The organism is Serratia sp. NPDC087055 (assembly GCF_044900985.1).
Classification (GTDB): Bacteria; Pseudomonadota; Gammaproteobacteria; order Enterobacterales; family Enterobacteriaceae; genus Serratia.
Genome location: NZ_JBJDOG010000001.1, coordinates 2,558,285 through 2,581,809, shown reverse-complemented (window position 1 = coordinate 2,581,809; position 23,525 = coordinate 2,558,285). Strand labels below are relative to the sequence as shown.

At 53.1% G+C, this 23,525-nt stretch carries 26 protein-coding genes and 1 riboswitch; of the genes, 8 read left to right on the top strand and 18 right to left on the bottom strand.

The genetic code is table 11. From position 1 onward, the window contains the following. Positions 1 to 44 precede the first annotated feature (44 nt). Positions 45 to 734: a VIT family protein gene (locus ACI2J2_RS12280; protein WP_400768368.1), complete on the bottom strand. Its 690-nt coding sequence runs from the start codon at positions 732 to 734 to the stop codon at positions 45 to 47. A 289-nt stretch (positions 735 to 1,023) separates the two neighbouring features. Between ACI2J2_RS12280 and ACI2J2_RS12275 the strand changes: the two genes are divergently transcribed. After that, positions 1,024 to 2,568 carry a glycosyltransferase family 39 protein gene (locus tag ACI2J2_RS12275; RefSeq protein WP_400768365.1) on the top strand — a complete coding sequence of 515 codons (1,545 nt, stop codon included), beginning with the start codon at positions 1,024 to 1,026 and terminating at the stop codon, positions 2,566 to 2,568. On the opposite strand, the gene ACI2J2_RS12270 is transcribed toward ACI2J2_RS12275, so the two are convergent. Then, complete coding sequence (locus ACI2J2_RS12270) at positions 2,553 to 3,488, bottom strand: LysR substrate-binding domain-containing protein (protein ID WP_400768362.1); 936 nt, start codon at positions 3,486 to 3,488, stop codon at positions 2,553 to 2,555. The genes ACI2J2_RS12275 and ACI2J2_RS12270 overlap by 16 nt on opposite strands. Before the next feature lie 94 nt (positions 3,489 to 3,582). Here ACI2J2_RS12270 and ACI2J2_RS12265 point away from each other — a divergent pair, with 94 nt between their 5' ends. Beyond that, entirely contained in the window at positions 3,583 to 4,524 is a 942-nt protein-coding gene (locus tag ACI2J2_RS12265; RefSeq protein ID WP_400768359.1) for an MBL fold metallo-hydrolase, read from the top strand. 22 nt (positions 4,525 to 4,546) lie between these two features. Here ACI2J2_RS12265 and ACI2J2_RS12260 read toward each other — a convergent pair whose 3' ends face one another. Together ACI2J2_RS12260 and ACI2J2_RS12255 are read right to left on the bottom strand one after the other, a co-directional pair. Beyond that, on the bottom strand, positions 4,547 to 4,708 hold the full coding sequence (locus ACI2J2_RS12260) for a YnfU family zinc-binding protein (protein WP_265554504.1): 162 nt from the start codon (positions 4,706 to 4,708) through the stop codon (positions 4,547 to 4,549). Positions 4,709 to 5,022: 314 nt separating this feature from the next. Then, complete coding sequence (locus tag ACI2J2_RS12255; protein ID WP_400768357.1) at positions 5,023 to 6,084, bottom strand: aldo/keto reductase; 1,062 nt, start codon at positions 6,082 to 6,084, stop codon at positions 5,023 to 5,025. Positions 6,085 to 6,181: 97 nt separating this feature from the next. Between ACI2J2_RS12255 and ACI2J2_RS12250 the strand changes: the two genes are divergently transcribed. From ACI2J2_RS12250 to ACI2J2_RS12240, 3 genes are all read left to right on the top strand, one after another. Then, on the top strand, positions 6,182 to 7,093 hold the full coding sequence (locus ACI2J2_RS12250) for a LysR family transcriptional regulator (protein WP_265554500.1): 912 nt from the start codon (positions 6,182 to 6,184) through the stop codon (positions 7,091 to 7,093). A gap of 129 nt (positions 7,094 to 7,222) precedes the next feature. Next, the gene (locus ACI2J2_RS12245) at positions 7,223 to 7,774 is read left to right on the top strand and encodes a flavodoxin family protein (RefSeq protein WP_209636406.1); all 552 of its coding nucleotides are present in this window, start codon (positions 7,223 to 7,225) and stop codon (positions 7,772 to 7,774) included. Positions 7,775 to 8,365: 591 nt separating this feature from the next. Next, positions 8,366 to 9,814: a GGDEF domain-containing protein gene (locus ACI2J2_RS12240; RefSeq protein WP_245209918.1), complete on the top strand. Its 1,449-nt coding sequence runs from the start codon at positions 8,366 to 8,368 to the stop codon at positions 9,812 to 9,814. Positions 9,815 to 9,819: 5 nt separating this feature from the next. Here the strand turns inward: ACI2J2_RS12240 and ACI2J2_RS12235 are convergent, their stop codons facing one another. Both ACI2J2_RS12235 and ACI2J2_RS12230 read right to left on the bottom strand, forming a co-directional pair. Beyond that, positions 9,820 to 9,981 carry a YnfU family zinc-binding protein gene (locus ACI2J2_RS12235; protein ID WP_245209914.1) on the bottom strand — a complete coding sequence of 54 codons (162 nt, stop codon included), beginning with the start codon at positions 9,979 to 9,981 and terminating at the stop codon, positions 9,820 to 9,822. Between the two features lie 215 nt (positions 9,982 to 10,196). After that, on the bottom strand, positions 10,197 to 10,676 hold the full coding sequence (locus tag ACI2J2_RS12230; RefSeq protein ID WP_404760295.1) for a cold-shock protein: 480 nt from the start codon (positions 10,674 to 10,676) through the stop codon (positions 10,197 to 10,199). Between the two features lie 166 nt (positions 10,677 to 10,842). Here ACI2J2_RS12230 and ACI2J2_RS12225 point away from each other — a divergent pair, with 166 nt between their 5' ends. Continuing rightward, positions 10,843 to 11,352 (top strand): VOC family protein, encoded by a 510-nt coding sequence (locus ACI2J2_RS12225; protein ID WP_400768352.1) that lies wholly within the window; start codon positions 10,843 to 10,845, stop codon positions 11,350 to 11,352. 30 nt (positions 11,353 to 11,382) lie between these two features. On the opposite strand, the gene ACI2J2_RS12220 is transcribed toward ACI2J2_RS12225, so the two are convergent. The 5 genes from ACI2J2_RS12220 to ACI2J2_RS12200 form a co-directional block, all read right to left on the bottom strand. Then, positions 11,383 to 12,213, bottom strand: coding sequence for an amino acid ABC transporter ATP-binding protein (locus ACI2J2_RS12220; RefSeq protein WP_400768349.1), 831 nt, complete (start codon positions 12,211 to 12,213; stop codon positions 11,383 to 11,385). Positions 12,214 to 12,222: 9 nt separating this feature from the next. Further along, positions 12,223 to 13,110 (bottom strand): amino acid ABC transporter permease, encoded by an 888-nt coding sequence (locus ACI2J2_RS12215; RefSeq protein ID WP_265554494.1) that lies wholly within the window; start codon positions 13,108 to 13,110, stop codon positions 12,223 to 12,225. A gap of 33 nt (positions 13,111 to 13,143) precedes the next feature. Next, a complete protein-coding gene (locus ACI2J2_RS12210) occupies positions 13,144 to 13,671 on the bottom strand; it encodes a GNAT family N-acetyltransferase (protein ID WP_265554492.1) in 528 nt (175 codons plus the stop codon). Positions 13,672 to 13,694: 23 nt separating this feature from the next. Then, the gene (locus ACI2J2_RS12205) at positions 13,695 to 15,020 is read right to left on the bottom strand and encodes an LLM class flavin-dependent oxidoreductase (RefSeq protein ID WP_400768345.1); all 1,326 of its coding nucleotides are present in this window, start codon (positions 15,018 to 15,020) and stop codon (positions 13,695 to 13,697) included. Between the two features lie 184 nt (positions 15,021 to 15,204). Then, entirely contained in the window at positions 15,205 to 16,368 is a 1,164-nt protein-coding gene (locus ACI2J2_RS12200; protein WP_404760164.1) for a M20 peptidase aminoacylase family protein, read from the bottom strand. 346 nt (positions 16,369 to 16,714) lie between these two features. Between ACI2J2_RS12200 and cspE the strand changes: the two genes are divergently transcribed. Then, positions 16,715 to 16,924, top strand: coding sequence for a transcription antiterminator/RNA stability regulator CspE (gene cspE, locus ACI2J2_RS12195; RefSeq protein WP_002210315.1), 210 nt, complete (start codon positions 16,715 to 16,717; stop codon positions 16,922 to 16,924). A 67-nt stretch (positions 16,925 to 16,991) separates the two neighbouring features. Here the strand turns inward: cspE and ACI2J2_RS12190 are convergent, their stop codons facing one another. The 4 genes from ACI2J2_RS12190 to ACI2J2_RS12175 all read right to left on the bottom strand — a co-directional run bounded on the left by ACI2J2_RS12190 (position 16,992) and on the right by ACI2J2_RS12175 (position 20,771). After that, entirely contained in the window at positions 16,992 to 18,182 is a 1,191-nt protein-coding gene (locus tag ACI2J2_RS12190; protein ID WP_209636392.1) for a multidrug effflux MFS transporter, read from the bottom strand. A 5-nt stretch (positions 18,183 to 18,187) separates the two neighbouring features. Beyond that, positions 18,188 to 18,784: a TetR/AcrR family transcriptional regulator gene (locus tag ACI2J2_RS12185; protein WP_209636390.1), complete on the bottom strand. Its 597-nt coding sequence runs from the start codon at positions 18,782 to 18,784 to the stop codon at positions 18,188 to 18,190. A gap of 303 nt (positions 18,785 to 19,087) precedes the next feature. Next, positions 19,088 to 19,471, bottom strand: coding sequence for a fluoride efflux transporter CrcB (gene crcB, locus ACI2J2_RS12180; protein WP_209636387.1), 384 nt, complete (start codon positions 19,469 to 19,471; stop codon positions 19,088 to 19,090). Positions 19,472 to 19,547: 76 nt separating this feature from the next. Then, positions 19,548 to 19,610, bottom strand: a riboswitch (Fluoride riboswitch). A gap of 99 nt (positions 19,611 to 19,709) precedes the next feature. Further along, a complete protein-coding gene (locus ACI2J2_RS12175; protein ID WP_400768326.1) occupies positions 19,710 to 20,771 on the bottom strand; it encodes a diguanylate cyclase in 1,062 nt (353 codons plus the stop codon). 219 nt (positions 20,772 to 20,990) lie between these two features. Between ACI2J2_RS12175 and tatA the strand changes: the two genes are divergently transcribed. Beyond that, positions 20,991 to 21,200, top strand: a complete 210-nt coding sequence (gene tatA / locus ACI2J2_RS12170) for a Sec-independent protein translocase subunit TatA (protein ID WP_209636903.1) — start codon at positions 20,991 to 20,993, stop codon at positions 21,198 to 21,200. A gap of 95 nt (positions 21,201 to 21,295) precedes the next feature. On the opposite strand, the gene lipA is transcribed toward tatA, so the two are convergent. The 3 genes from lipA to ybeD form a co-directional block, all read right to left on the bottom strand. Continuing rightward, positions 21,296 to 22,261, bottom strand: a complete 966-nt coding sequence (gene lipA / locus ACI2J2_RS12165; protein WP_020825611.1) for a lipoyl synthase — start codon at positions 22,259 to 22,261, stop codon at positions 21,296 to 21,298. Continuing rightward, positions 22,254 to 22,922, bottom strand: a complete 669-nt coding sequence (lipB, locus tag ACI2J2_RS12160) for a lipoyl(octanoyl) transferase LipB (protein ID WP_209636380.1) — start codon at positions 22,920 to 22,922, stop codon at positions 22,254 to 22,256. The genes lipA and lipB overlap by 8 nt, the downstream gene beginning before the upstream one ends. Positions 22,923 to 23,056: 134 nt before the next feature. Next, on the bottom strand, positions 23,057 to 23,320 hold the full coding sequence (ybeD, locus tag ACI2J2_RS12155) for a DUF493 family protein YbeD (protein ID WP_020825613.1): 264 nt from the start codon (positions 23,318 to 23,320) through the stop codon (positions 23,057 to 23,059). Positions 23,321 to 23,525 lie beyond the last annotated feature (205 nt).

Below are 23,525 nucleotides of genomic sequence, written 5' to 3'. Positions count from 1 at the left end.
TCACCGGCTTCATAAGGATATTAGCCGAGGCTGAGGAGCAGTATTTAGCCGGCCATCGAACCAAAAAGTGCACCGACGCCTGATGAAACACCCATCGCCAGAGCACTCCAGAAAGTAATGCGAATAATGCCGGGGCGTATGGGTGCACCGCCTGCTTTAGCGGCAACGCCACCCAGAATGGCCAGAGATAGCAATGCTGAAAGGGCAATTGCTGGGATCGCCCACGGGCCCGTGACAATCACGGCGACCAATAAGGGTAAGATTGCCCCAGCCGAGAAACTCGCAGCAGAGGCCAAAGCCGCCTGCAAGGGGCGGGCTGTAGTGATTTCCGATATGCCTAACTCCTCACGCGCATGTGCGGCTAAAGCGTCATGGCTCATCAGTTTTTCAGCCACTTGTTTTGCCAGCGTAACGTCCAGACCACGATGGACATAAATTGAGGTTAACTCGCGAAATTCACCCTGAAAATCGGCATCCAACTCGGCCTGTTCTTCCGCCAGGGCGGCTTTCTCGGTGTCTGACTGAGAGGATACGGAGACATATTCGCCAGTTGCCATCGACATCGCCCCGGCAACCAAACCGGCAATGCCGGTTAGCAGAATACTTTGGTGGGTGACGTTGGCCGATGCTACCCCGAGCAGCAAGCTCGCAGTAGATACGATCCCATCATTAGCGCCAAGGACTGCGGCTCTGAGCCAACCTATCTTCTCTATGCTGTGTCGTTCTCTGTGCATGATGGCGTTCCCTTTTTACGGCGCTGCCTGTCAGCGGGTTGTGTTCGGCCTCTTTAGTTTAGCGTGGCTTTTCGGGCGGCTGCCGGCAGGACAATGCGTGAGTATTCTCTGTCTGGGTTCAGGTATCTGAAGGGGGAACCCGTGGTTCACGGGCGGAGTACGCAGAATGTAATTTTTCCGGAAAAGATTCACGGACTTTTTCGCGATGATTGAGTCGCCATTTACCTCTTCTCGGCAATGATGACACCGCGTCTCCACATTGTGTGGAACAACTCGGTGGAATGTGGCTATGTCACTGCAACAAATATCAAATACTCCCTTGATGAACAACAGGGTGAAGGGCATCGGCTATAGGCATTATGCGTATCTGATCGTGATATTCGCGGCGGTTATTCGGTTTATTTCTTTAACCGACAAATATTTTTGGTGTGACGAGGCATCCAGCGTTCTGACCAGTCGTTATGACGTGGGGGCATTGTTGTACCACGCTTCTTTTGACGTTCATCCCCCGCTTTATTATCTGTTACTGCATGGTTGGATGTCCCTGTTCGGTGACAGTATCCTGGCGGTCCGTTCGCTCAGTTTGGTATTTGGCGTCATTACGGTCGCATTGACGATCAAACTGACCCGCTGGATTGCCGGCAAACGGGCAGCGCTACTGGCGGGTTGGTTAGTCGCGATCATGCCGATGGCAGTGCGCTACAGCCAGGAAGCGCGAATGTATGCGCTGATGGGCATGTTGACGATTGCAGCCACCATGGCGTTGATGATGTGGCTGAAAAAACCGGACAACCGCCGCTATTTGTTCGCCTATGCGTTGCTGGTGACGCTGAGTTTTTATACCCATTACTTCACCATTTTTGCTTTATTCAGTCATTGGATAGTATTGCTGGCTTTATCGTTCCAGCGTGATGAGCCAGTGAATTATCTCAAACAACCGGCCTGGTGGTTGGCCAACCTGGCGATAGGGTTGGCCTATATCCCATGGCTGTTAGTGCTGTTCGATTTGTTGACTCATATTGCAGAATTGAGAGTTGGCGGGGATGTGGGGTGGATACCTCAGGTTGAGTGGAGCGACTTACCCGCTATGTATTGGCGCTTTTTCGCCGGTAATGATGGCCGAGGCTATCCTGGGATAATTTTTTGGCTATTGCCGCTGTGCTTCGCCGGGTTGTCGTATTTGTGGCTGCGGGGGCGGCAAAGCGACAGGAAATATCCTTTGCTGTTGCTGTGCAGCGTATTTCTTCCGGTGACCCTGCTGTTTATCATTTCATTGCGTACACCCTTGTTCGTCGACCGTTATTTGTTTTTCGCCTCATTAGGTATTCCGATCATCCTGGCCATTTTAATTACGGAAAGCGAAAATAAAGCCTATAGGATCTCATTACTGTTGCTGGTCGGTTTGTTGTTCGGTAGTGGGCTACAGAATGATTATTCGTCAGACAAAGATCAGTTTAAGGGGATGGTGCACTATATCAACAACGGCTACCAGCCTGGGGATGCCGTTGTTGTCAGTAATATGTTTAATTACCTGAGCTACGTGTATTACAACAAAAAAGATTATCGTGCATTGTTGTATACGCCGGCCAAGCCCAATGGGCTTTCCGGTAAACCCAATGCCTACGGGTTCGGTACCTTTTTCCACGATCGGGCGGCGCAAACTTACGTCGATAATCTGAAGTCCTTGTCTGCGACCCATCGTCGGGTTTGGTTGGTCAGCGGCGGTGATTTCAATCAGGATTTTGGTCGCACGCAGCCGGGGTGGGTCAATACAAGCACCTTTAAAAGCGGCGGATTCGAGTCACGGCTGTTTGTGGTTCACTCCGCCAGATAATAAGTGGATGCCACCAGCGCACGTATCCGCTCCATCAGCCACAGTAACGCGGGGTCCTGACTGCGCTTGTGATGCCACAGCATGGCCACTTCGAAAGGTGGGAGATCTAGCGGTAGCTCGCTGTGCTTCAGGCCGTAATCCTGACTCCAGATTTTGCCCAGCCCTTCAGGTACGGTGGCCAGTGCCGGGCTGCGCTGCAGGATCAGCGGCAGTGTGGCGAAGTGCGGGCTGGTGTAACGCACCATACGCTGCAGCCCATGAAGGGTCAGTTGTTCATCGATAGCGCTGGTGTTTGCGCCACGGTAGGAAACCAACAAGTGGTCGTTAGCAATGTAATTCGCCAGCGGCAGCGGGGTAGGCAGGTTTAGCTGTCCCGGATGCCACAGAGTGCAGAAGCGCATCTTGGTCAACACTTCTCGCTGCAGCCATTTAGGCCCGGATGGTGCGACGGAAATGGCCAGGTCAATACGATCCTGTTCCAGTGCATCACTGTCCTGGAATGGATCGGTGGCCACCACGTTTAGAGTGATACCGGGTGCCTGCTGTTTCAGGTCAGCCATTAGCGCGGGCATCAGCCACATTTCGACCCAATCGGCCATGCCTATCCGGAAGCTGTATTGCGCCGTGGCGGCAACGAAATTGGGTGGCTGGAATAGCACCTGCTGCATCTCTTCCAGCAGGGGTGTCAATGCCAGCACCAGCGTTTGCGCCCTTGGGGTGGGTTCCATACCCTGAGCGGTACGGATAAACAGTGGGTCATTGAACATGTCACGCAGACGTGCCAGTGCACCGCTGACGGCCGGTTGCCCCAGATACAGCTTTTCTGCTGCCCGCGACACGCTGCGTTCACGAAACAGTACCATCAGTACCGTCAGTAGGTTCAGGTCGATACGACTAAAATCATTTTCTCTGATGTTCATAATCATTCCAATCAATTTGAATGATGTTAACTGCCGCTACCATAATCTCCGTCAGCGTTAAAGGCGACGCATTTTTCTAACTGAAGGGGATGTTATGAAGCTGCTTTCTGCGCTGGCATTTGCCGGCTTACTGTTGACGGGGGCCGCCGTGGCGGAGCCGCAGGTCCAGGCACCGGGTTATTACCGCATGCCACTGGGTAAATTTGTCATTACCGCCGTGTCCGACGGCACGGTGACCATTCCGCTCGATAAATTGTTGACCCATATCTCGCCGCAGGCGCTGAAGCAAAGGATGGCCCAGGAGGCGATGACGCCGCAGGCGGAAACTTCAATCAACACCTTTGTTATTGATACCGGCAAGCAGCGAGTATTGGTTGATACGGGGGCCGGACCGTTATTCGGCAAAGCCGGTGGGCACTTGTTGGAAAATCTCCGTGCGGCGGGGTACCCAGCGGAAACCCTGGACGCGGTGCTGTTGACCCACATACATGGCGATCACTCTGGCGGAGTGTCGTTAAACGGCAAACCGGCATTTCCTAATGCGCTGGTTTATGTCGATAAAAAAGACGTGGATTTTTGGTTGAACACGGCCAATCTCAGCAAGGTGGAGGCGAGCCAGAGGCATACCTTCAAGGAGTCGGCAGATTCGCTTAACCCGGTGATCGCCGCCGGTAAGCTGAAAACCTTCACTGCGCCACTAAAAGTACTGGACGGTATCCAGGCGCTACCGGCACCGGGCCACACGCCGGGTAGCGTGGTCTATCGGGTCGAAAGCGAAGGGCAAACGCTGGTATTGTGGGGCGATATCATTCACGCCAAGGCGGTGCAAATGCCGGACCCTGAGGTGGCGATCCACTTTGATGTGAACCAGCAGCAGGCAGTGCAAACCCGAGAGCGTATTTTGGCACAGGTGGCGCGTGAGGGCGATTGGGTGGCCGCAGCCCATATCTCATTCCCCGGACTGGGCCATGTGAAGGCCGAGGGCAACGGCTACCGCTGGGTTGCCGCCAACTATACCACTCAGCTTTCGCACTAAAGGCGGTGAGGTGTTGAAGACACTATTTTTCGTCAGGAAGGAAATAGTGGCCGCATTTAGGGCAAATCATGGTGATGTTTTTACGCACTTTCCGGCGATTTTGTTCAGAAACGTGAGCGCACTTTGGACAGGTCATTTTTACTGATGTGTCGCTGAACATCTTAAGGGCTTCAAAGATAGACATATCTTTCACCGGGTCGATGTAGGGAAACTCACTCTACCATTCAGCGTCATCAATAGCCCTTTACTGATGATTTATTCATCATTTCTGTGAGCGCGATGGGGGAATTTTTGCTGCCATGAACACAGGGCGCTGCAGTAAAAATGTCACATTTCCATCCGGCGTTACATCTGCCGGATCAACCTTACGCAGGGATGACAGTTCTATACATTGAGGCTGGTAGTTTAACAGCTACCCGATGATGTTGTGTGTTATCCATTCCCTGTAGTGTAGTACCCATCCCTGTTAAGTTTATCCCGCCTTGAGCGGGATTTTTTTTATCTGCATGAAATCACGAGTTCTCCAAACATAATGTCGCGTGAGGCCTGCAACGCCAAAAAATCATGAGGGAAACCTAGCTCAACGGCGCTGGCGATTTCCAGCCGTTGCCATTGATCTTCCGTTAGTCTGACATCCAACGCCCCCAGATTATCTTCCAGCTGCGCCTGTGTGCGTGCGCCAATAATGGGGGCGGTTACCGCCGGATTTCGTAACGTCCAGGCCAGGGCCACTTGCGAAGGACTGAAGCCGGACGCGTCGGCCAATGATTGCACTGTTTCGGCAATAGAAATATTGCGTTCGGTGAGCATACCTTTATTGCGTATCATAGCGCGTCGGGTACCGCTTTCTTCCTCCAATGGCTGCAGGTCTTGTCGGCTGTATTTACCGCTTAATATACCCCCAGACAGCGGCGACCAAGGGATAACACCCAAACCTAATTCACGTGCCATCGGGATCAGCTCGCGCTCTACGGTGCGTTCCAGCAGGCTGTATTCGATCTGTAGGCCAATCAACGGTGACCAACCGCGTAAATCGGCCAGTGTTTGCATTCTGGCAGCTTGCCAGGCAGGAAGATCCGAAACCGCCAGGTACAGCACCTTACCGGCATGCACCAGATCATCCATGGCGCGCATAATCTCTTCTACCGGAGTGGTGAAGTCCCAGGCATGCAGATACAACAGATCGATATAATCGGTGTTCAGGCGCCGCAGACTTTCCTCCACCGAGTGGATCATACTTTTGCGGTGGTTACCGCCCGAATTAGGGTTGTCTATCTGCATGGGGAGCGTGTATTTGGTGGCAATCACCAAGCGATCGCGGCGTCCGGCTGCGAATTTTCCCAAAAAGCGCTCGGCGCTGCCTTCGGTGTAGCGGTTGGCGGTATCGATGAAATTGCCGCCGCGTTCGACATAAACGTCAAACAGACGGCGAGCCTCTGCCTGTTCCGCCCCCCAGCCCCAGTCGGTGCCGAAGGTCATGGTTCCAAGAGCTAATGGGGAGACTCGCAGGCCGGAACGGCCGAGTAGGCGGTAGTGGTTTAGGGCCAGTGATGTTTGCATCAGGTGTTTCCTCTGTGGTTTTTCTCAAGGATAGGCCCCGTCGAGCGTGTATTGAATACGCTATAATCTTCATGAATTATTAAGGATGGAGAGCATAATGAGAGGGAGTGACTTTGCAGAACTGCGCGCCTTTGCTGCCATTGTTGAATATGGCAGCTTTGCCCGTGCGGCCGCGCAATTGGGTATGTCCGCTTCAGCGCTTAGCCAAACGCAGCGTAATCTGGAAGCTCGGCTGGGTGTGCGCCTGTTGAATCGCACGACCCGCAGTGTGGCTCTGACTCAGGCAGGGGAGCAGCTGTTGGCCCGACTAAGGCCGGCGATGGCTGAGATTGAGTCTGCTGTTACACAGACTGCGGCATTACGGTTGCAGCCTGCAGGCACCCTGCGGCTCAATGCGTCCAGTCTGGCGGCTATCCATTATTTGGCCCCGTTGTTGGCCCCGTTTAATGCACACTATCCTGACATCATTGTGGACCTGAGCGTGGAGGATCGGCTGGTAGACATTGTGGCAGCCGGTTTTGACGCGGGTGTGCGCCTGCATGAGCGGCTGCCGAAAGATATGGTGGCCGTAGCACTGGGTGACAAACAGCGGATGTGCGTGGTGGCTTCTCCCACTTATTTGGCACGCTTCGGAACACCGCAAACACCCGATGCGTTGCGCCAGCACCGCTGCCTGAATACTCGCTGGCCGACCAACGGCAATCTTTACCGCTGGGAATTCGAGCGTGATGGGGAAGTATCGGAGATCGCAGTGGAAGGCCCGCTAATTGTGGACGATCCGCAGGTTCTGATTCGTGCGGCAACTGATGGGCTGGGCATTGCCTATTTATTTGAGAGCCAGGCTAGCGAAGCCTTGCGAGCGGGGCGGCTATTATCGTTGTTGACGGCCTGGACGCCGCCGTTTCCTGGTTTTTACCTTTATTATCCTGCCAATCAGCAAATGCCACGCCCACTTCGCGCGTTTATCGATTTCGCACGGCAGCAAAGTGTGACGGTTGTGGGGGGATGAGCAGCGTCCGGTTTTTTTGAATAACTCTGTCAGATAAATTTGGTATTCACTCCAGGGCCAGTTGATTAGATTGGATCAGAGTAACTTCGAGTGCCGTCGGCATTCTAATGCAATGACCTGGAGTCCATTATGGCGAAGACAGTGGTTATCTTTCATTCCGGCTACGGCCACACCGAGCGTTTGGCAAAAGTTGTCGCGCAAGGGGCAGAGGCAGAACTGATCGCTATCGATCAGGAAGGCAATATCAGCGATGAAGCCTGGCAGAAACTGGATGAGGCGGATGCAATCATCTTTGGTTCACCGACCTATATGGGTGGCCCATCCTGGCAATTCAAGAAGTTTGCTGATGCCAGTTCAAAAGCCTGGTTTAGCCGCAAATGGCAGGACAAGGTTTTCGGTGGGTTTACTAACAGTGCCAGCCTGAATGGCGACAAGCAAGTGACGCTGATCGCGTTGCAAACGCTGGCTTCGCAGCATGGTGGTCTGTGGGTCAGCCTGGGATTGATGCCTGCTAATACCAAATCGGCACAGCGCACCGACGTAAACAATCTGGGTGGGTCAGTCGGGCTATTGGTGCAAACACCCGCCGACGCCAGTGTGGATGAGATGCTGTCGGGCGATTTGGAAACTGCCAGCTTATACGGCCAACGTGTTGCGGGCTTTGCTGCCAAACTGGCGTAACGGTTAATCCCCTTTTCGTCAACGAAGGGGGGGTATTGCCCTCGCATTGTGCTTTTATAGGCATGGCCTTGCTCATTTTCTCTACACAATTGACGCGTAAAATGCTGCGTGTTATTAGCCTGCTTGGGCTAACACTGCATTTCGTACAAATATTCCCGGTTCCTAGACCGGGTTTTTTGTTGCTAAGGTGTGCTTAAGCTTCTGGCGATACAATGAGCAGCAACACAGGCATGCAATGGCTGTGTCGTAACTGTCGATTAGCTGCTCTTCAAGCGAGCCCGCACTGTGCGGGCTTTTTTTATGAATTGCGCTTCTGGGCGAGTTACAGGAAAATATTGGCCAGCAGAACAGCAAGGTGGCAAATAATACCCTCCTTTATTTTATGGTTTTTGTGTTAATGCTGTCTGACATGGGTTTGCGCTATGCTGATAGATATCTCTGGGTATTATTGTCGGGCGAGCTGCCATTTATTTCGTTTTGAATTGTCTCTATTTTTTACGTTAAGGTCCGGTTGTCATGTCTTCCTCATTATGTTTGTCGGGGGAATATGCGTAGAATTTCTCTGGTTATTATCAATATATGGGTAAGGCGATGAACGCCAGAATAAACACCAAACATAGCCTGCCTGCCGCCGTCCAGTTGATCACACTTTTTCTGCTGGCATTTTTACTTTCACTGCTGGGTATTTTTACTCGCCCAATAGGCTCACTTTCCCTGTTTTGGCCGGTGAATGCGATTTTGCTCGGCCTGTTATTACGCAAGCCTGCTTATGCCACCCCGGCGGGGTGGGTCATCACCTATCTTGGGATGATTGCGGCTGATTTGGCTAATGGTGAAAGCCTGTCACTGGCTATGTGGCTTAATGCTTGCAACATGTCGCTGATTGGTACTGGTTATGCCGTAATGCTGATGCTGCCGAAGTCGCAGCGCCGGATGGGTAAACCTCAGGCAATACTGTATATGTTTACCGCTAGCCTGAGCGGGGCGGCCGTGGCTTCGACTTTGTCGATATTGCGTAACGAAAGCCTGTACAACAACACGGCGGTGATCGCCTGGCTGGCGTGGTTCAGCGAACAATTCTCAACCAATTTACTGTTATTGCCGGTGCTGCTGGCGGCACCGCGGCTCAAGCAACTGCTGCGAATGCAGATCAACTACCGACTGCGTGGCAGTATGCCGCTGTTTGCCCTGTTGTTTTCGTTGGCGTTCAGTGTGTATATCGGTGGGCCGGGCGCCATTGCCTTCCCTATCCCGGCGTTGTTGTGGTGCGCGGTGCGTTACCAGCTGTTCACTGTGACCTTGCTGACACTGCTGACGGGCATGACCGAGATCAGCAGCATCTCCGCCAACCTGATGCTGTATGAAACGCCGAACAACCACAATGCGTTTCTCGATACGCTGATGTCGGCCCGCCTGGGGATCGCCATGTTGGTTATGGGGCCGCTGATCCTGGCGAGTTCGATCGCCGTTAATCGCAAGCTACTCCGGCGGCTGGAGCACAGTGCTAATCACGACTTCCTTACCGGGGTACTGGCGCGTAACGCACTGACGCGCAAGGCGGGCGAGTTGTTGGAGCATAAACATAAGTCGAAAGAGGCGGTGTCGCTGCTGCTGATCGATATCGACCATTTCAAGCAAATTAACGACACTTACGGCCATTTGGTTGGCGATCAGGTATTGGCTTCCTTTGCGCATGTCGTTCGGCGCGAGCTGCGTCACGATCAGCTCTTTGGCCGCTTGGGTGGGGAAGAGTTTGCCATCATGCTGCCGCGTGCGCTGGCGGCGCAAGGGTTGGCTTTGGGGGAGCATTTGCGGCAATTGGTAGAAAAGGCTGATGTGTATCCCAGAGGGAAAACGCCGTTAAACATTACCATCAGCGTCGGCGTTGCCAGTTTGGCGATGAACGAAGTGAAGTCGCTGGAACAGCTCATGAATATGGCTGACATCGCGCTTTATCGCGCCAAATCGCAAGGGCGTAACCGTGTTGAGTCGTTTAATGTGGTCAGTGGCAACAGTGTTGGCCACATTATGTTCAAGTAGGTTTTTTAGTTCTGTTTGGGTTCAAATTCCGTGCCGCAGTTTGGGCAGATCAGCATGACATTTTTTCGTAGCGTGGCGCATTTTTGGGTGGTGACGTAAGCGCATTTAGGGCAGGCGATTTTAGTCGAGCGGTTAATGAAGCTTTTAACACTACTGGTATCAGACATAATGAATGGCCTGTGTCAGGTGAAAACCCACGCTAACACAGGTGATATCAAATTGCTTTGAATGTTTTATACCCGTCGCCTTTCAAGCTGCAGCGTTGTTACCTGCACTATTTCCCCCCAGTTACTTACTGAAGTAAGCGCCTGGGGATGAGCTAGCTGGGCGCCTAGCTGCAACTCGAAATTCATAGGGTATATGCGGCTGGCGGGGGGTGTGATTACAGGCTTTTCAGCACTTTCAGCGTTTCATCCATGTCGATCTCGTGCTCCGAGAAAGTGTAGGTGTCGTTCTGGAACGTGGTGATTGTCAGCATACGCAGCGTCTGCATGGTTTGCGCCGCATCTTCGGACTGTGGACGAATGCGATTCATCAACAGGCCTACAGACAGCACCGTGTTTTCTTTATCCACGTCCGCTTTCACCGGCACTTCTTTGGTGAAGGTGTTGAAGGATTTAATGCTGGTGATTTTGATTCTTTCGTTGGCGATGATGATGTACTTGCTCGATGCCAGTACCTTGACCGCAAACGCCGAAGGGCCCTTGGTATTGTTGGTCGGCTCGAAAGTCACCGCCGCGTTTTTCTTGATCAGCTCCGGATTCTGCACTTTAATCACGTGAAAATAACGATTTTCCCCGTTCTCATCGGTAATAAAGCCGAAGCCTTTGTCTTCAAAAAAAGTCGTTATCTTGCCGTTCATCATCATTCTCATAAAGTCGTTCAATACAGTGCTTATGATAGCGCGGAATGCCTTGCAGTGACAGATTGTGTGCCCAGCATTTGATAATGCAATAACGGCATTTAGCGGGTTTCTGCCCGCATGCTATTTTCAGCCTGACGTTATTCATTTCTGACAAGGAAAATAGATGGGAATTAAACGGCTAAATCATGCGGTTCTGTATGTCAGCGACGTGCAGCAGAGCGCGGATTTTTATCATCAGGTTCTGGGTTTTAAGCTTAAAGCCACCGATAACCCTGACAAAGCAGTGTTTACCCAAGCCGCTGATTCAGAAAACGATCACGACCTGGCGTTGTTCAGCAAGAATCTGGGGCAGCAGCGAGCGGGGGTATTTCGTGCGAACGGTGAACCGCCGGCGGAAAATGAGCCACCTGCCGGGCTGTACCATTTGGCGTGGGAAGTCGATAGCCTGGAAGAACTGGAGCGCATTCGCGATCAGTTGGCACAACGCGGTATTCTTGGGCTTGAGGAAGACCATGGCGTGCATAAGAGTATTTATGGCCACGATCCGGACGGGTTGCTGTTTGAAGTGACCTGGTTTATTCCGGCTGCGTTGCTGACGGAACAAGATCGTAACCAGCGGGGTATCAAACCGCTGGATTTCGATGCCGAAAAACGCCGTTTCGCAGTGGCATGAATAAGTGGGGCGCGTTTTGCGCCCCACCGGTTACAGCACCTTGTTGAGAAAATTGATGGTGCGATGATGCTGTGGATGGTTCAGTACTCGACGCGCATCGCCCTGTTCGACAACCTTTCCATCGACCATAAACACAATCTGATCCGCTGCCTCGCGCGCAAAGCCAATCTCATGGGTTACCACCACCAGCGTTACGCCCAGATCCGCCAGTCCTTTGATCACATCCAAGACTTCCCCAACCAGCTCTGGATCGAGTGCGGAAGTGGGTTCATCAAATAGAATGACTTTGGGGTTTAATGCCAGTGCGCGGGCAATGGCGATGCGCTGTTGTTGACCGCCGGACAAATGGCGTGGATAAGCGTCGGCTTTGTGGCGCAGACCAACAGTGTCCAGCAGCTGATAGGCGACGTCTCTGGCCTGTGCTCGCGAGTAAATTTTATGGACTACCGGCGCCTCAGTGATGTTTTCCAGTACCGTTAGGTGAGGGAACAGATTGAAGTTCTGGAATACATAGCCGACATTGATGCGCTGTTTGAGAATGGCCTTCTCTTTTAGCTCATACAGCTTGTCCCCCTTGCGGCGATAGCCAACGTAATCACCGTCGATACGGATAAACCCTTCGTCGACGCGCTCCAGGTGGTTAATAGCGCGAAGCAGCGTAGATTTTCCTGAACCTGATGGCCCGAGAATCACCGTGACGGTACCCGGTTGCAACGTTAGGCTGACGTCGTCCAGAGCCTTGTGCTTACCGAAAAACTTGCTCACGTTACTGATTTCAATCAGGCCACGAGCAGGCACTGGCGCGATGCTGCGGACCGACGCTTCTTCGCGCAGGGCATAATAATCAATGGCTTCGGACATGGGATTCTCCTAACGTTTGAACCAGCCAGCCAGTTTCTGCCATGGCGTTGGCGGCAGTTCGCGCACCGCGCCACGGGCGAAATAGCGCTCAATGTAATACTGGATGACTGACAGCGCCGTGGTAATGAACAGGTACCAGATGGTGGCGACCATCAGCAGCGGAATGACCTGCTGGGTGCGGTTATAGATAACCTGGATGGTGTAAAACAGCTCTGGCAGTGCCAGTACGTAGACAATGGACGTTCCCTTCGCCAGGCTGATGATTTCGTTGAAGCCCGTCGGGATGATGGAGCGCAGCGCCTGTGGCAAAATAATACGGAAAGTACGGCGGTAGCCTGGCAGGCCGAGTGCGGCAGCAGCTTCATGCTGGCCGTACTCCACGCCAATAATGCCGCCGCGGATGATTTCTGCGGTATAGGCAGATTGCACCAGCGTGAGCCCGAGTACGGCGACGGAAAATTGGCTGAGGATATCAATGGTCGGGTAGCTGGCGAACACCACGGAAGTAAAGGGGATCCCCAGTGAGATGGCATCATACAGGTAAGAGAAGTTATACAGGATGATCAACACCAGAATCAGGGGGAGCGAACGGAACAGCCAGATGTATCCCCATGCCAGGGACGCCAACAGGTAAGATCGCGACAGTCGCGCCAACGCCAGCAGGGTGCCAAGGATGATGCTGAACAGGGTGCCGAGCAACGTCAGTAGCAGAGTCTGCCCCAAGCCCGACAACACTGCAGGTGCAAAGAACCATTCGGCAAATACACCCCATTCCCAGCGCTCGTTAACCGCGACTGACTGCACAATAGCCGCCAGAATAAAGACCGAAAACAGCGCGCCTACCAGCCGGAACGGGTAGCGTGCGGGCACCACTTTTAAGACTTCTTGTTTGGACATTACGGGTCTCCTGAAACAGAAAAAGGGGGAGCTTTAGGCAATCTTCCTTTCGGGTGCACAACAGAGCGCATCCGCTGTTATCAGGCTTTTACGAAACGGTAGCCGGCCGTCATAAGGCGGGCGGCTGTAGACTTCGCTGTCGATCGTGGTGTCGAACTGTGGTTGATAGCCATTGCTTAAATACAAGCCCACGGCCTCAGGCTGACGAAAACCGGTGGTCAGATAGAGTTGGCGATAGCCTTGTTCCCCCGCCAGCGTTTCCAACTGCTGCAAAACCCGTTGTGCCAAGCCCTGGCGGCGCAGATCGGCCCGCGTCCAAATGCGTTTGAGTTCAGCGGTTTGTTGATCGTAGCGTTTGAACGCCCCCATGGCGATCGGTTCCTCTGCGCGAAGCAGCACGATAAAGGCGCCCTGTGGGGGGGCGTACAGGCTCAATGGTTCCTGTTCTTGGTCACCAAAATAGTCGCCATAGCGTTGGCGGTACTCACCGAACAACCCTGCGATTACCGGCTCGATCAGCGGGTCGTCCGGCAGCGTTTGGATAAAAACGTCATTTGCCATCGGTAGGCTCCTCATCAGCCAGGTCATTGCGTAAATTGGTTGAGTGGCTGTTTCAGACCAAGGTGCTCGCGCAGCGTATCGCCGCTGTAATCGCTGCGGAACAGGCCGCGTTGCTGCAGGATCGGCACCACGCGATCCACAAAGTGGCTGAATGAATTTGGCGTGCCGCCGCTGATGATGAAGCCGTCGGCAGCATGGGTGTCGAACCAGTTTTGCAGGCCGTCCGCCACCGCTTCTGGCGTACCGCCAAATACTGGGCGCGGTGAAGCCGCCTCCAGCGCGACTTCACGCAGCGTCAGGTTACGTTCGCGAGCATTGCGCTTGATGGTGTCGGTGGTGCTGCGGAAACTGTTTTGTCCGAGTTCACCAATATCCGGGAACGGCGCATCCAGAGGGTGGCGGGAGAAGTCATAGTGTTCAAAGTAGCGCCCAAGGTAGTTGAGTGCGTTTTCGATGCTGACCAGACGTGCGGTTTCCCAATACTGACGCTCCACGTCTTCATGGTCGTCTCCGACGATCACGCTGACACCCTGGAAGATCCGCAGGTCATCCGGTTCGCGCCCTTGCTCTACCAGCTGTTTTTTGACGTCACGATAAAACGTCTGAGCTTGTTGTTGGGTATCATGGTGGGTGAAGATCGCGTCGGCGTGTTTGGCTGCTAATTGCTTGCCGTCTTCCGAGGCGCCCGCCTGAAACAGGATCGGGCGGCCTTGTGGTGTACGACCAATATTCAGTGGCCCCTGTACCGAGAAAAACTCACCCTGGTGATTCAGGGTATGGAGTTTATCGGCACGGAAGAATTCGCCGCTGTGTTTGTTGCGCACAAAGGCGTCGGCTTCCCACGAGTCCCATAATCCTTTGGTGACGTCGAGGTATTCGCTGGCAATGCGGTAGCGCAGGCTGTGCTCGGGGTGCTCTGCACGTGAGAAGTTCTTTGCCGATCCTTCCAGCGGCGAAGTCACCACGTTCCAGCCTGCACGCCCTTTGCTCAGGTGATCGAGGCTGGCGAATTGGCGTGCAACGGTAAAGGGATCGCTGTACGAAGTTGATAGGGTGCCCACTAACCCAATTTTACGCGTGGCGGCAGAGAGGGCGGCAAGCAGGGTTAGCGGTTCAAAACGATTGAGAAAATGCGGAATGGATTTCTCATTGATATATAAACCGTCAGCCACAAACACGAAATCTAATTTACCCTGTTCGGCTTTCTTTGCCGTGGCAATATTAAAATCGAGATTAATGCTGGCATCGGCGGTGGCATCGGGATGCCGCCAGGCAGACATATTTCCTGATGCGCCATGCAAAATGGCGCCAAGGCGCAATTGTCGTTGATTCTTCGCACTGTTGCTCATTGCTATCACCCTGTTAAGTGCCCCTGTGGCGCTATCTCTAGAGCACCACTATTGATGAGCAACATCAGGATGTAAAACAACAAAACAGCATATTCAAATGTTGAAAATAGCAAATATAACAGCGCAAAAATAATAAGCCGCAGCGCAGAATACACTGCGCTGCGGCTTATTCCTGGGTGAGTTTTTACACCTTGCTGGTGGCTTTTTCTGGTGCGGTAGCTAATTGTTGCAGAGTGCGTTCTGCCAACAGGTCGAAATATTGTGACGCAGGGAAAATGGCCTGTTCATCCGGGTTAAAGCGTGGATGATGCAGACCGAACTCACTGGCTGAGCCGATACTGACGAAGACGCCCGGTACGTGGTGCAGGTAAAGGGCGAAGTCTTCACCGCCCATCTGCAATTCGGCTTCTTCTACCCGGTAACCTGCTTCAGCAGCGACCGTTTTACTGAACGTTGCCCAGCGCGCGTCATTCACGACGGCAGGTGGACCGGCCTGCCAGCGCAGTTCCGCTTCTGCGCCAAGCGAAGCGGCTACGCCGTTAATCACCTGGCGGATTTTATCCGGTACCTGTCGGCGTACTTTATCGCTATGGGTACGCACTGTACCTTCCAGCTCCACGGTTTGTGGCAGGACGTTCCAGGTATTGCCGCCTTCAATGCGCGTAACGCTGACGACCAGCGATTCCAGTGAGCTAAAGCTACGGCTGGGCAGGGTTTGCAGTGCGTTGACAATCTGGCTGGCGGTCACAATGGTGTCGACGCCTTGCTCCGGTTTGGCGGCGTGAGCACCCTTGCCGGTGATCAGGATCTGGAAGCGATCAACGTTTGCGTAAAACGCACCTGCGCGGGTAGCAAAGGTGCCGGTCGGCAGTTCCGGTGCATTGTGCAAGCCGAACACGGCGGCTACGTTATCCAGCGCGCCAGCGTCGATCAGATGTTGAGCACCGTTGAAGGTTTCTTCTGCCGGCTGAAAGAAAATACGAACCGTACCGGGCAGGGTGGCCTCACGTGCTTTCAACAAGTGTGCGGCACCAAGCATGACCGAGGTATGAAAATCATGCCCACAGGCGTGCATCACCCCGCTGTTTTGCGAACTGAACGGCACGCCGGAAATTTCCTCGATCGGCAGGGCGTCAATGTCACCGCGCAGCGCAATGATTGGCCCCTTTCCACTGCCGATTTCGGCCACTACGCCGGTCTTCAGCCCCAGCGGTAAAATACGGATACCGGCCTCTTCCAGCCAGCGGGTGAGGCGGGCGGTAGTAGCAAACTCGTGATTGGACAGCTCAGGGTTCTGATGCAGTTCACGGCGGTAGGCGACGATTTTTTCGGCCAGTTGGCGGGTCATAGTCTTGGCTCACAGTGGTTAGTAAGCTTTAACCCTAGTGCAGGGCAGCCGGAAGCAAAAAGACTATCTGGTTATATTTCATAGCGATTGTGTCTGCATCACGGTGGCAACGTGCGTTGACTGTTCGTGAAACAGGCGTTCGGTCGTTGTTCGCCAGGGTTTAAAGAGGATCGGACTGCTCAATACGGTAATGGCCAAGAGGACACAGGCTTTACACCGTTCGAGATGGATTTTTTCACTTTTTATCGATTTTATGTGATCCAGGTTGTGGACAAAATCCCGTCTAATTGCTGTACTGTACTGGACACACGTTTTGTGTCTTACATTCACGTTAAAGGTAAGTTTGATGTCTAAGATTAAAGGTAGCGTTAAGTGGTTTAATGAATCCAAGGGCTTCGGCTTCATTACTCCGGAAGATGGCAGCAAGGACGTTTTCGTTCACTTCTCTGCTATCGCTAGCAATGGTTTCAAAACTCTTGCTGAAGGCCAGCGTGTAGAATTTGAAATCACGAACGGTGCCAAAGGGCCATCTGCTGCTAACGTTATCGCTATCTAAGCTACAGTAGCCGAAATTCTTAAAACCCGCTCCTTGAGCGGGTTTTTTATTATTATTTTTCGGTAACTCAGGCCGGTTGTTTACGTACCAGTAAGCTAAACAGCAGGATGGCAATGGCGTAACAGCCAACAATAGTCAGTGCCATCGACACGCTGGAAGTACCGCCCAACCCGGTGAGTGGCACACTGCATGCCCCGAGCGCAAACATGCTCACGCCGATCAACGCAGATGCGCTCCCCGCCTTGTCCCCCTGGCTTTGCATCGCTAAAGATGATGCTGTCGGGCCGACAATCCCGATCACCGCTACCGAGAAGAACAGTGGCACCATTAGCAGTCCTAGCGGTGCATGCAAACCGGCAGCCAGCAGCAACAGCAGCGATGAGATAGCCGCTAATGTTAAGCCGCCTTTCAGTACCTTTCTTTCACCAAAATGCATGCTTAGACGGCTGGCGACTTGCGCAGAAATGATCAACCCAACGCCATTGACGGCAAAGCACAGGCTGAACATTTGTGGGCTGAGGCCATAAATCTGCTGTAATACGAAGGGAGAGGCGCCGATGTAGGCGAACATGCCGGCCATGACAAAGCCTTGCGTCAGGCACAGGCCCATGAATTGGCGCTGAGTGAGCAACCCCCCCAAAGATTGCAACATTGCCAAGATCCCACCCTGGCTACGACGCTCCGCGGGCAGTGATTCGTGCAGTTTCAGGCTGGCGAGAGTAAACAGCAGTACCGCGATGGCCGCCAACGCGCCGAAAATGCCACGCCAGTCCATAAACTGCAGCATCGCGCCACCCAATACAGGTGCAATGATCGGTGCCAGGCCGTTGACCAGCATCAGCAGGGCGAAGAAGCGCGTGAGTTCGTGCCCGGAATAGAGATCGCGGGCGATGGCGCGGGAGATAACGGCACCACCTGCCCCTGCTAACCCTTGTAACAGCCGGGCTATCAGTAACTGGTCGATGTTGGGTGCCAGAGCACACCACAGGGAAGCAACCAACAGCAGTACCAGAGAAAGCAGCAGCGGACGCATGCGGCCAAGTTTGTCGCTGTAGGGGCCAAAAATCAGCTGACCGACCCCCAGCCCGAGCAGACCGGCAGTGAGGCTGAGCTGTGCCGTGGATGTTGACGTATTCAACTCTCCGGCCATTTCCGGCAGGGCAGGTAAGTAAAGATCGATGCACAGCGGCCCCAGTGAGGCAAGCAGGCCAAGTACGAGTGCGTACACCAGACGTTGTCTGGCTATGTGTCTGGTCATGAGGATTATGGTTTCCTGAACAGGTGAGAGATAGCTTGCTGGTATAGGCCGCTGAGCAGGCTGATATCGGCTTTTTGGGTGGTAAGAATGCGATAGCCGGTACCTTCGCTTAATACGGCAATAAACTCTACCCTGGCGGCGATTTCCTGCTCGCTGAAGTGTGGGTAGATCCGCTGTAGGTTCTGGCAAACATGGTGGAATAACCGTGTTTCCGCATCGCTGAGCATTTTCGCCACGCTCGGGTTACGTGTGGCCTCGGCAGTAACCTCCAACATCAACATGTGGTCGGTTTCGCTTTCACCGGGTTGTTGAAACAGGGTGCGTGCTGCCAAAGTGCCGGCGATCAGGTTGATATGATCGCCGAGATCCTCGAGCCGCCGCATTTTACTGGTGATGATACGATTAACGATCTCTTCGATGATCGCATCTTTGTTGTCGAAGTAGCGATAGATCTGGCCGACGCTCAGTTGGGAGTTTTGTGCGATTTCCGCCATGCTGGCGGCGTGAAAACCGTGCTGGCGAAAACAGAGTTTTGCTGCGTCGACAATCTGGTCGCGGCGAGCCTGTACTTTAGCCTGCCTGCTGTCGCTGGTGGATATCATGTCCCGATCCTTTGCCAAGAGAAATGCGTTTCACTTTCTGGGTGTGAACGTTCATTCTCAATTGTAATGCAACAACGGCAATAGGCAATATCACAACTGTAAAGGTCGGTGTCGGGGCGCTGAACGTCAGGCGAACAGATAAACCTTGATGAAGGTGCCAACAATCAGCAGGCACAGCAGAGTTGCGGTAACTTCAGTGGCGGTTCTTGGCAGACTAAACATCTGAGTTCTCATCCAGTGGGGGATACTGGATGAGATTATGGGCTGGGCAGATTAAGGAAACATTAAGGCAACGAAATTAGCTCATTGCCCATTAATCCAAATGACCAGCATAAACGCCAGCAGGGTCATCGCCAGCGAGCCCGCCAGGTTGAGTAACATATTGGCCAGAGCCCAGGCGAAACGCCCATCTTGCAGCAAATAGACCACTTCCAGCGAAAAGGTGGAGAAGGTGGTCAAACCGCCGCAGAAACCGGTGGTAATCAGCAGCTTCCAGGTAGGATCCAGATGCGTCATTCGAGAGAAAATGGCGATAGCGGCGCCGATGATAAAACCCCCCAGCAAATTCACCGCCAGAGTACCCAGGGGGATATGGGCATTCAGCGGGTTCATCTTCATACTGATGGCCCAGCGCAGTACGCTGCCCACACCGCCGCCAATAAAAACTGCCAGTAAAGAACTCAACATGGTCAAAACTGCCTTTCATTAAATGGGAAGTCAAACTCAGAAAGGTCCAGGCACAATGCTACGTACCCCTCTGAGAGGTTACGTAGACATCATCAGCCTGTGAAGGCGGTTATGGAGGAATGTCATCTCCGTGATTCGACGCCGCTGTTTTTGCCGCGCAGGTGGGATCTTACACCCAGCGCCGACGGTTTTGTAGTATCAAAAGTGACGTGGAAAGCAGAAATTGTCACTCTTGGTATTAATGATTGGGCACCGCGAGTTCCAGACGATTGCGGCCGTTGTTCTTCGCACGATACAACGCGTTGTCAGCGGCTTTTAACCAGTCCAGATAGCCGGTCATTTCACCGTGATAATCGGCGATGCCGGCGCTGATATTCAATCTTAGCTGTGGCGCCTCACGGAAAATAATGTCGTTCAGCCGCTCCTGAATGCGTACCAGCGCAATACTGGCTTGTTCAGCACTGGTGTTTGGCAATACGGCTCCAAACTCATCCCCGCCGTAGCGCCCAACAATATCCACTGCACGTAATCCAATTAACAGCTCTTCGGCCAACACCGCCAGGGCCTCGTCCCCCAGCGCATGCCCGAAGGTGTCGTTGATGGTTTTGAAACGATCGATATCCATCAAAATCAGTGTTGCGCTGTGCTGATAGCGCCGGCAACTGTCAAATTGGTGATGGAGCAAATGTTCCCAATGACGGCGGTTATACAGCCCTGTCAGGCCGTCACGCATGCTGATACGCAGCAGTTCCTGTTTTTTCTCCGCCAGCCGTTTGGCGGTGCGGTACGTCACCAACCCCAAGAGTGTGGGGTAGAGATAGATCATCGGCAGGCACAGATAGATCTGCAGCGCTGTGCTTTGTGGTTGAAAGGGAAAACCCAGCACGGCACCGATCGCCAGGGCACTGAACACTTGCACGGCCAATCCTTTGAGGAACAGTGATTTTCCGGCGGAGGCAATGTTGTTCATGCCCATCATCGACAGGATAACGACTGACGGTAAGGCATTGAATGCCATCATCGCCACCCACAGCCCACCAAAAAATGAATCGATCAGCAGGTTGCGGATCTCAGCCTTGAAAGGCATAGCGGAACGACGTGCCCATTGATAGGCAAGGTGTGGCCAGATAAAACCGTGGAGAACCAGCAGGCCCCATATCCAAGAAGACGTCTGCTGTGAATAAAGCACCGAGAATACACAGATAAAACCGACCCCAAGGCCGACAATGCGAGGCAGATAGGTGCGTCTGGCGAAGCTGAGGCCGGAACGTCTGGTATCAATGACTGAAGGCGTGTACATCCGGCAACTCCACAGTAAGTAGAATGACAGCGTAGCATGCAGCTAAGAAACTCAGAATAGTCTGATTAATGTTCAATGCATTTAAAATAGCATCTTGGCTCAAGATCTCACTCTGTTACATGTTGATGTTGTTTTGGCTCAGGGAAAGTAGGTAAATATTATCAGGCAAGCTTTGTTGTTTCGCTGCGTCCGCAGCGCTATATGAATAAGAAGGTGAGTATGGAAGGTCTCAGTATTACCAAACTTCTGGTGATTGCGGTGTTGATCATCTTGCTGTTCGGTACCAGCAAGCTGCGTTCTTTGGGCGCAGATTTAGGCGCTGCGCTGAAAGGCTTTAAAAAGGCGGTCGGTGATGATACGACACCGCCAGCAGCGAACACCGCTGAAAGCCAGTCCAACCCGCAGAGCGTGGAAAAGAAAGACCAGTAATGACGCTTTTGGTTGGGCAATAAAAAACGGATGCCGCAAGGACATCCGTTTTTTGGCGTTTCCGTGATGAGAAACGTAACAATTCATTGCTGCGATTACTTCACTTCCATCCCTTTTGCCTGCAAATCGGCATGGTAGGATGAACGAACAAACGGACCGCATGCGGCATGGGTGAAGCCCATAGCCATCGCTTCTTCTTTCATTTCGTCGAACTCTGCCGGGCTGACGTAACGCTGTACTGGCAGGTGATGACGGCTTGGCTGCAGATACTGGCCCAGAGTCAGCATGGTCACACCATGGCGACGCAGATCGCGCATCACTTCAACGATTTCCGCATTGGTTTCACCCAGACCGACCATCAGGCCTGATTTGGTTGGGATGTGAGGATGTGCTTCTTTAAAGCGTTCCAGCAGCTTCAGTGACCACTCGTAGTTAGCGCCCGGACGAACCTGACGATAGACGCGCGGTACGTTTTCCAGGTTGTGGTTGAACACGTCTGGTGGCGTTTCGGTCAGGATTTCCAGTGCGCGATCCATACGGCCACGGAAGTCCGGTACCAGGGTTTCAATCTTGATGGTCGGGTTCTTGGCGCGGATGGCAGCGATACAATCGGCAAAGTGCTGAGCACCGCCGTCACGTAGATCGTCGCGGTCAACCGAGGTAATGACCACATAACGCAGGCCCATATCGGCGATGGTCTGAGCCAGTTTCTCCGGCTCGTTAGCATCCGGGGCAACAGGGCGACCGTGTGCCACGTCACAGAATGGGCAGCGGCGGGTACAGATAGCGCCCAGGATCATAAAGGTGGCCGTACCGTGGTTGAAGCACTCAGACAGGTTTGGGCAAGAAGCTTCTTCGCACACCGAATGCAGACCGTTTTTACGCATTGCGGCTTTAATGCCTTGAATGCGGGTAGAGTCGGCAGGGAGTTTGATTTTCATCCACTCGGGTTTACGCAACAGCTCCTGCCGTTCGGTGACCACCGTTTTAATCGGGATCAACGCCATTTTGTCTGCATCGCGGTATTTGACGCCGCGTTCCATCTGAATTGGTTTACTCATAATCGTGCAGGTTCCAGTTACGAAGCTCGACCTTCGGGTAGCCGAGTAAATGAACAAATTCCTGTACCAGGACTGGGTGTACGTCTTCAATACCAACGCCAGGCACAACCGCGCTGACCTGTGTCATCTGCATGCCGGCGTAACCACAAGGGTTGATACGCTGGAAGGGGGTAAGATCCATGGCGACATTCAGGGCTAAGCCGTGGAATGAACTGCCTTTGCGGATCCTCAAACCCAACGAACAAATTTTTTGCTCCCCCACGTAAACACCGGGCGCATCCGGACGGGCGCGTGACGCGATGTTGAAATGGGCAAGGGTATTAATAACGGTATCTTCAATAGCCGTGACCAGCTGCCGAACGCCAACCTTGTTGCGTTTCAGATCAACCATCACATACATCACCTGCTGCCCCGGGCCGTGATAGGTCACCTGGCCGCCGCGATCGCTCTGAATCACCGGAATGTCACCCGGCATTAACAGATGCTCGGCTTTACCGGCTTGGCCTTGGGTAAACACCGGCTGATGCTGAACCAGCCACAGCTCATCTGGCGTGGTCTCGATTCGGCGATCGGTGAAGTTGTGCATGGCTTGGGATACAGGCTCGTAGGGCTGCAACCCCAGCTGACGCAAAATGATCTTGTCTGGTTGCAAAAGAGTCATCGCCAGGTTACAGAAGTGGTAATGCCATTATACCGGGCGCTCTGGCCCGCGACCAGCATTTCGCTGACCAAAAATGCGCAACCCGGGCAGAGAATGCTCTGGCCCGGGCTGAAAAGCAGGTTTTTGTGCTGGAATTACAGCACCATGCGGACAATTTCAAGGTTGCCCAGCTCATCATATAAGGTTTCCACCTGGTCTATATGAGTCGCGTTAATGGTGATGGAAACGGAGTGGTAATTGCCTTTGCTGCTCGGTTTAACCTGTGGGTTATAGTCCCCAGGAGCATGGCGCTGCACCACTTCAACCACCTGGTCTACCAGCTCGGGTTGTGCCAAGCCCATTACTTTGTAGGTAAATGAGCAAGGGAATTCGAGCAGTTCGTTCAGTTTAGTTTTCATGTGCGCTCCAGAGTGCGGCTATCAATATAGTCCCGTCATACTTGAAACTGCCCCTTTGTTGGCTGCCCTTACTTAGCCGAATCACTTACTTGAGTAAGTTCATCGGGATTCATACGGTTGCCGCCTCGACGCAACTCCAATTATTTAGGGTATCGCTAATCTATAAATTATAACTCCCGCCGGAGCGGGAGTTAAAGTTAATCAG

Bases quoted from the DNA above. Each gene is read 5' to 3' on its own strand.
- ACI2J2_RS12280 (WP_400768368.1), bottom strand. From the start codon at position 734: ATGCACAGAGAACGACACAGCATAGAGAAGATAGGTTGGCTCAGAGCC.
- ACI2J2_RS12275 (WP_400768365.1), top strand. From the start codon at position 1,024: ATGTCACTGCAACAAATATCAAATACTCCCTTGATGAACAACAGGGTG.
- ACI2J2_RS12270 (WP_400768362.1), bottom strand. From the start codon at position 3,488: ATGAACATCAGAGAAAATGATTTTAGTCGTATCGACCTGAACCTACTG.
- ACI2J2_RS12265 (WP_400768359.1), top strand. From the start codon at position 3,583: ATGAAGCTGCTTTCTGCGCTGGCATTTGCCGGCTTACTGTTGACGGGG.
- ACI2J2_RS12260 (WP_265554504.1), bottom strand. From the start codon at position 4,708: ATGTCTATCTTTGAAGCCCTTAAGATGTTCAGCGACACATCAGTAAAA.
- ACI2J2_RS12255 (WP_400768357.1), bottom strand. From the start codon at position 6,084: ATGCAAACATCACTGGCCCTAAACCACTACCGCCTACTCGGCCGTTCC.
- ACI2J2_RS12250 (WP_265554500.1), top strand. From the start codon at position 6,182: ATGAGAGGGAGTGACTTTGCAGAACTGCGCGCCTTTGCTGCCATTGTT.
- ACI2J2_RS12245 (WP_209636406.1), top strand. From the start codon at position 7,223: ATGGCGAAGACAGTGGTTATCTTTCATTCCGGCTACGGCCACACCGAG.
- ACI2J2_RS12240 (WP_245209918.1), top strand. From the start codon at position 8,366: ATGAACGCCAGAATAAACACCAAACATAGCCTGCCTGCCGCCGTCCAG.
- ACI2J2_RS12235 (WP_245209914.1), bottom strand. From the start codon at position 9,981: ATGTCTGATACCAGTAGTGTTAAAAGCTTCATTAACCGCTCGACTAAA.
- ACI2J2_RS12230 (WP_404760295.1), bottom strand. From the start codon at position 10,676: ATGAACGGCAAGATAACGACTTTTTTTGAAGACAAAGGCTTCGGCTTT.
- ACI2J2_RS12225 (WP_400768352.1), top strand. From the start codon at position 10,843: ATGGGAATTAAACGGCTAAATCATGCGGTTCTGTATGTCAGCGACGTG.
- ACI2J2_RS12220 (WP_400768349.1), bottom strand. From the start codon at position 12,213: ATGTCCGAAGCCATTGATTATTATGCCCTGCGCGAAGAAGCGTCGGTC.
- ACI2J2_RS12215 (WP_265554494.1), bottom strand. From the start codon at position 13,110: ATGTCCAAACAAGAAGTCTTAAAAGTGGTGCCCGCACGCTACCCGTTC.
- ACI2J2_RS12210 (WP_265554492.1), bottom strand. From the start codon at position 13,671: ATGGCAAATGACGTTTTTATCCAAACGCTGCCGGACGACCCGCTGATC.
- ACI2J2_RS12205 (WP_400768345.1), bottom strand. From the start codon at position 15,020: ATGAGCAACAGTGCGAAGAATCAACGACAATTGCGCCTTGGCGCCATT.
- ACI2J2_RS12200 (WP_404760164.1), bottom strand. From the start codon at position 16,368: ATGACCCGCCAACTGGCCGAAAAAATCGTCGCCTACCGCCGTGAACTG.
- cspE (WP_002210315.1), top strand. From the start codon at position 16,715: ATGTCTAAGATTAAAGGTAGCGTTAAGTGGTTTAATGAATCCAAGGGC.
- ACI2J2_RS12190 (WP_209636392.1), bottom strand. From the start codon at position 18,182: ATGACCAGACACATAGCCAGACAACGTCTGGTGTACGCACTCGTACTT.
- ACI2J2_RS12185 (WP_209636390.1), bottom strand. From the start codon at position 18,784: ATGATATCCACCAGCGACAGCAGGCAGGCTAAAGTACAGGCTCGCCGC.
- crcB (WP_209636387.1), bottom strand. From the start codon at position 19,471: ATGTTGAGTTCTTTACTGGCAGTTTTTATTGGCGGCGGTGTGGGCAGC.
- ACI2J2_RS12175 (WP_400768326.1), bottom strand. From the start codon at position 20,771: ATGTACACGCCTTCAGTCATTGATACCAGACGTTCCGGCCTCAGCTTC.
- tatA (WP_209636903.1), top strand. From the start codon at position 20,991: ATGGAAGGTCTCAGTATTACCAAACTTCTGGTGATTGCGGTGTTGATC.
- lipA (WP_020825611.1), bottom strand. From the start codon at position 22,261: ATGAGTAAACCAATTCAGATGGAACGCGGCGTCAAATACCGCGATGCA.
- lipB (WP_209636380.1), bottom strand. From the start codon at position 22,922: ATGACTCTTTTGCAACCAGACAAGATCATTTTGCGTCAGCTGGGGTTG.
- ybeD (WP_020825613.1), bottom strand. From the start codon at position 23,320: ATGAAAACTAAACTGAACGAACTGCTCGAATTCCCTTGCTCATTTACC.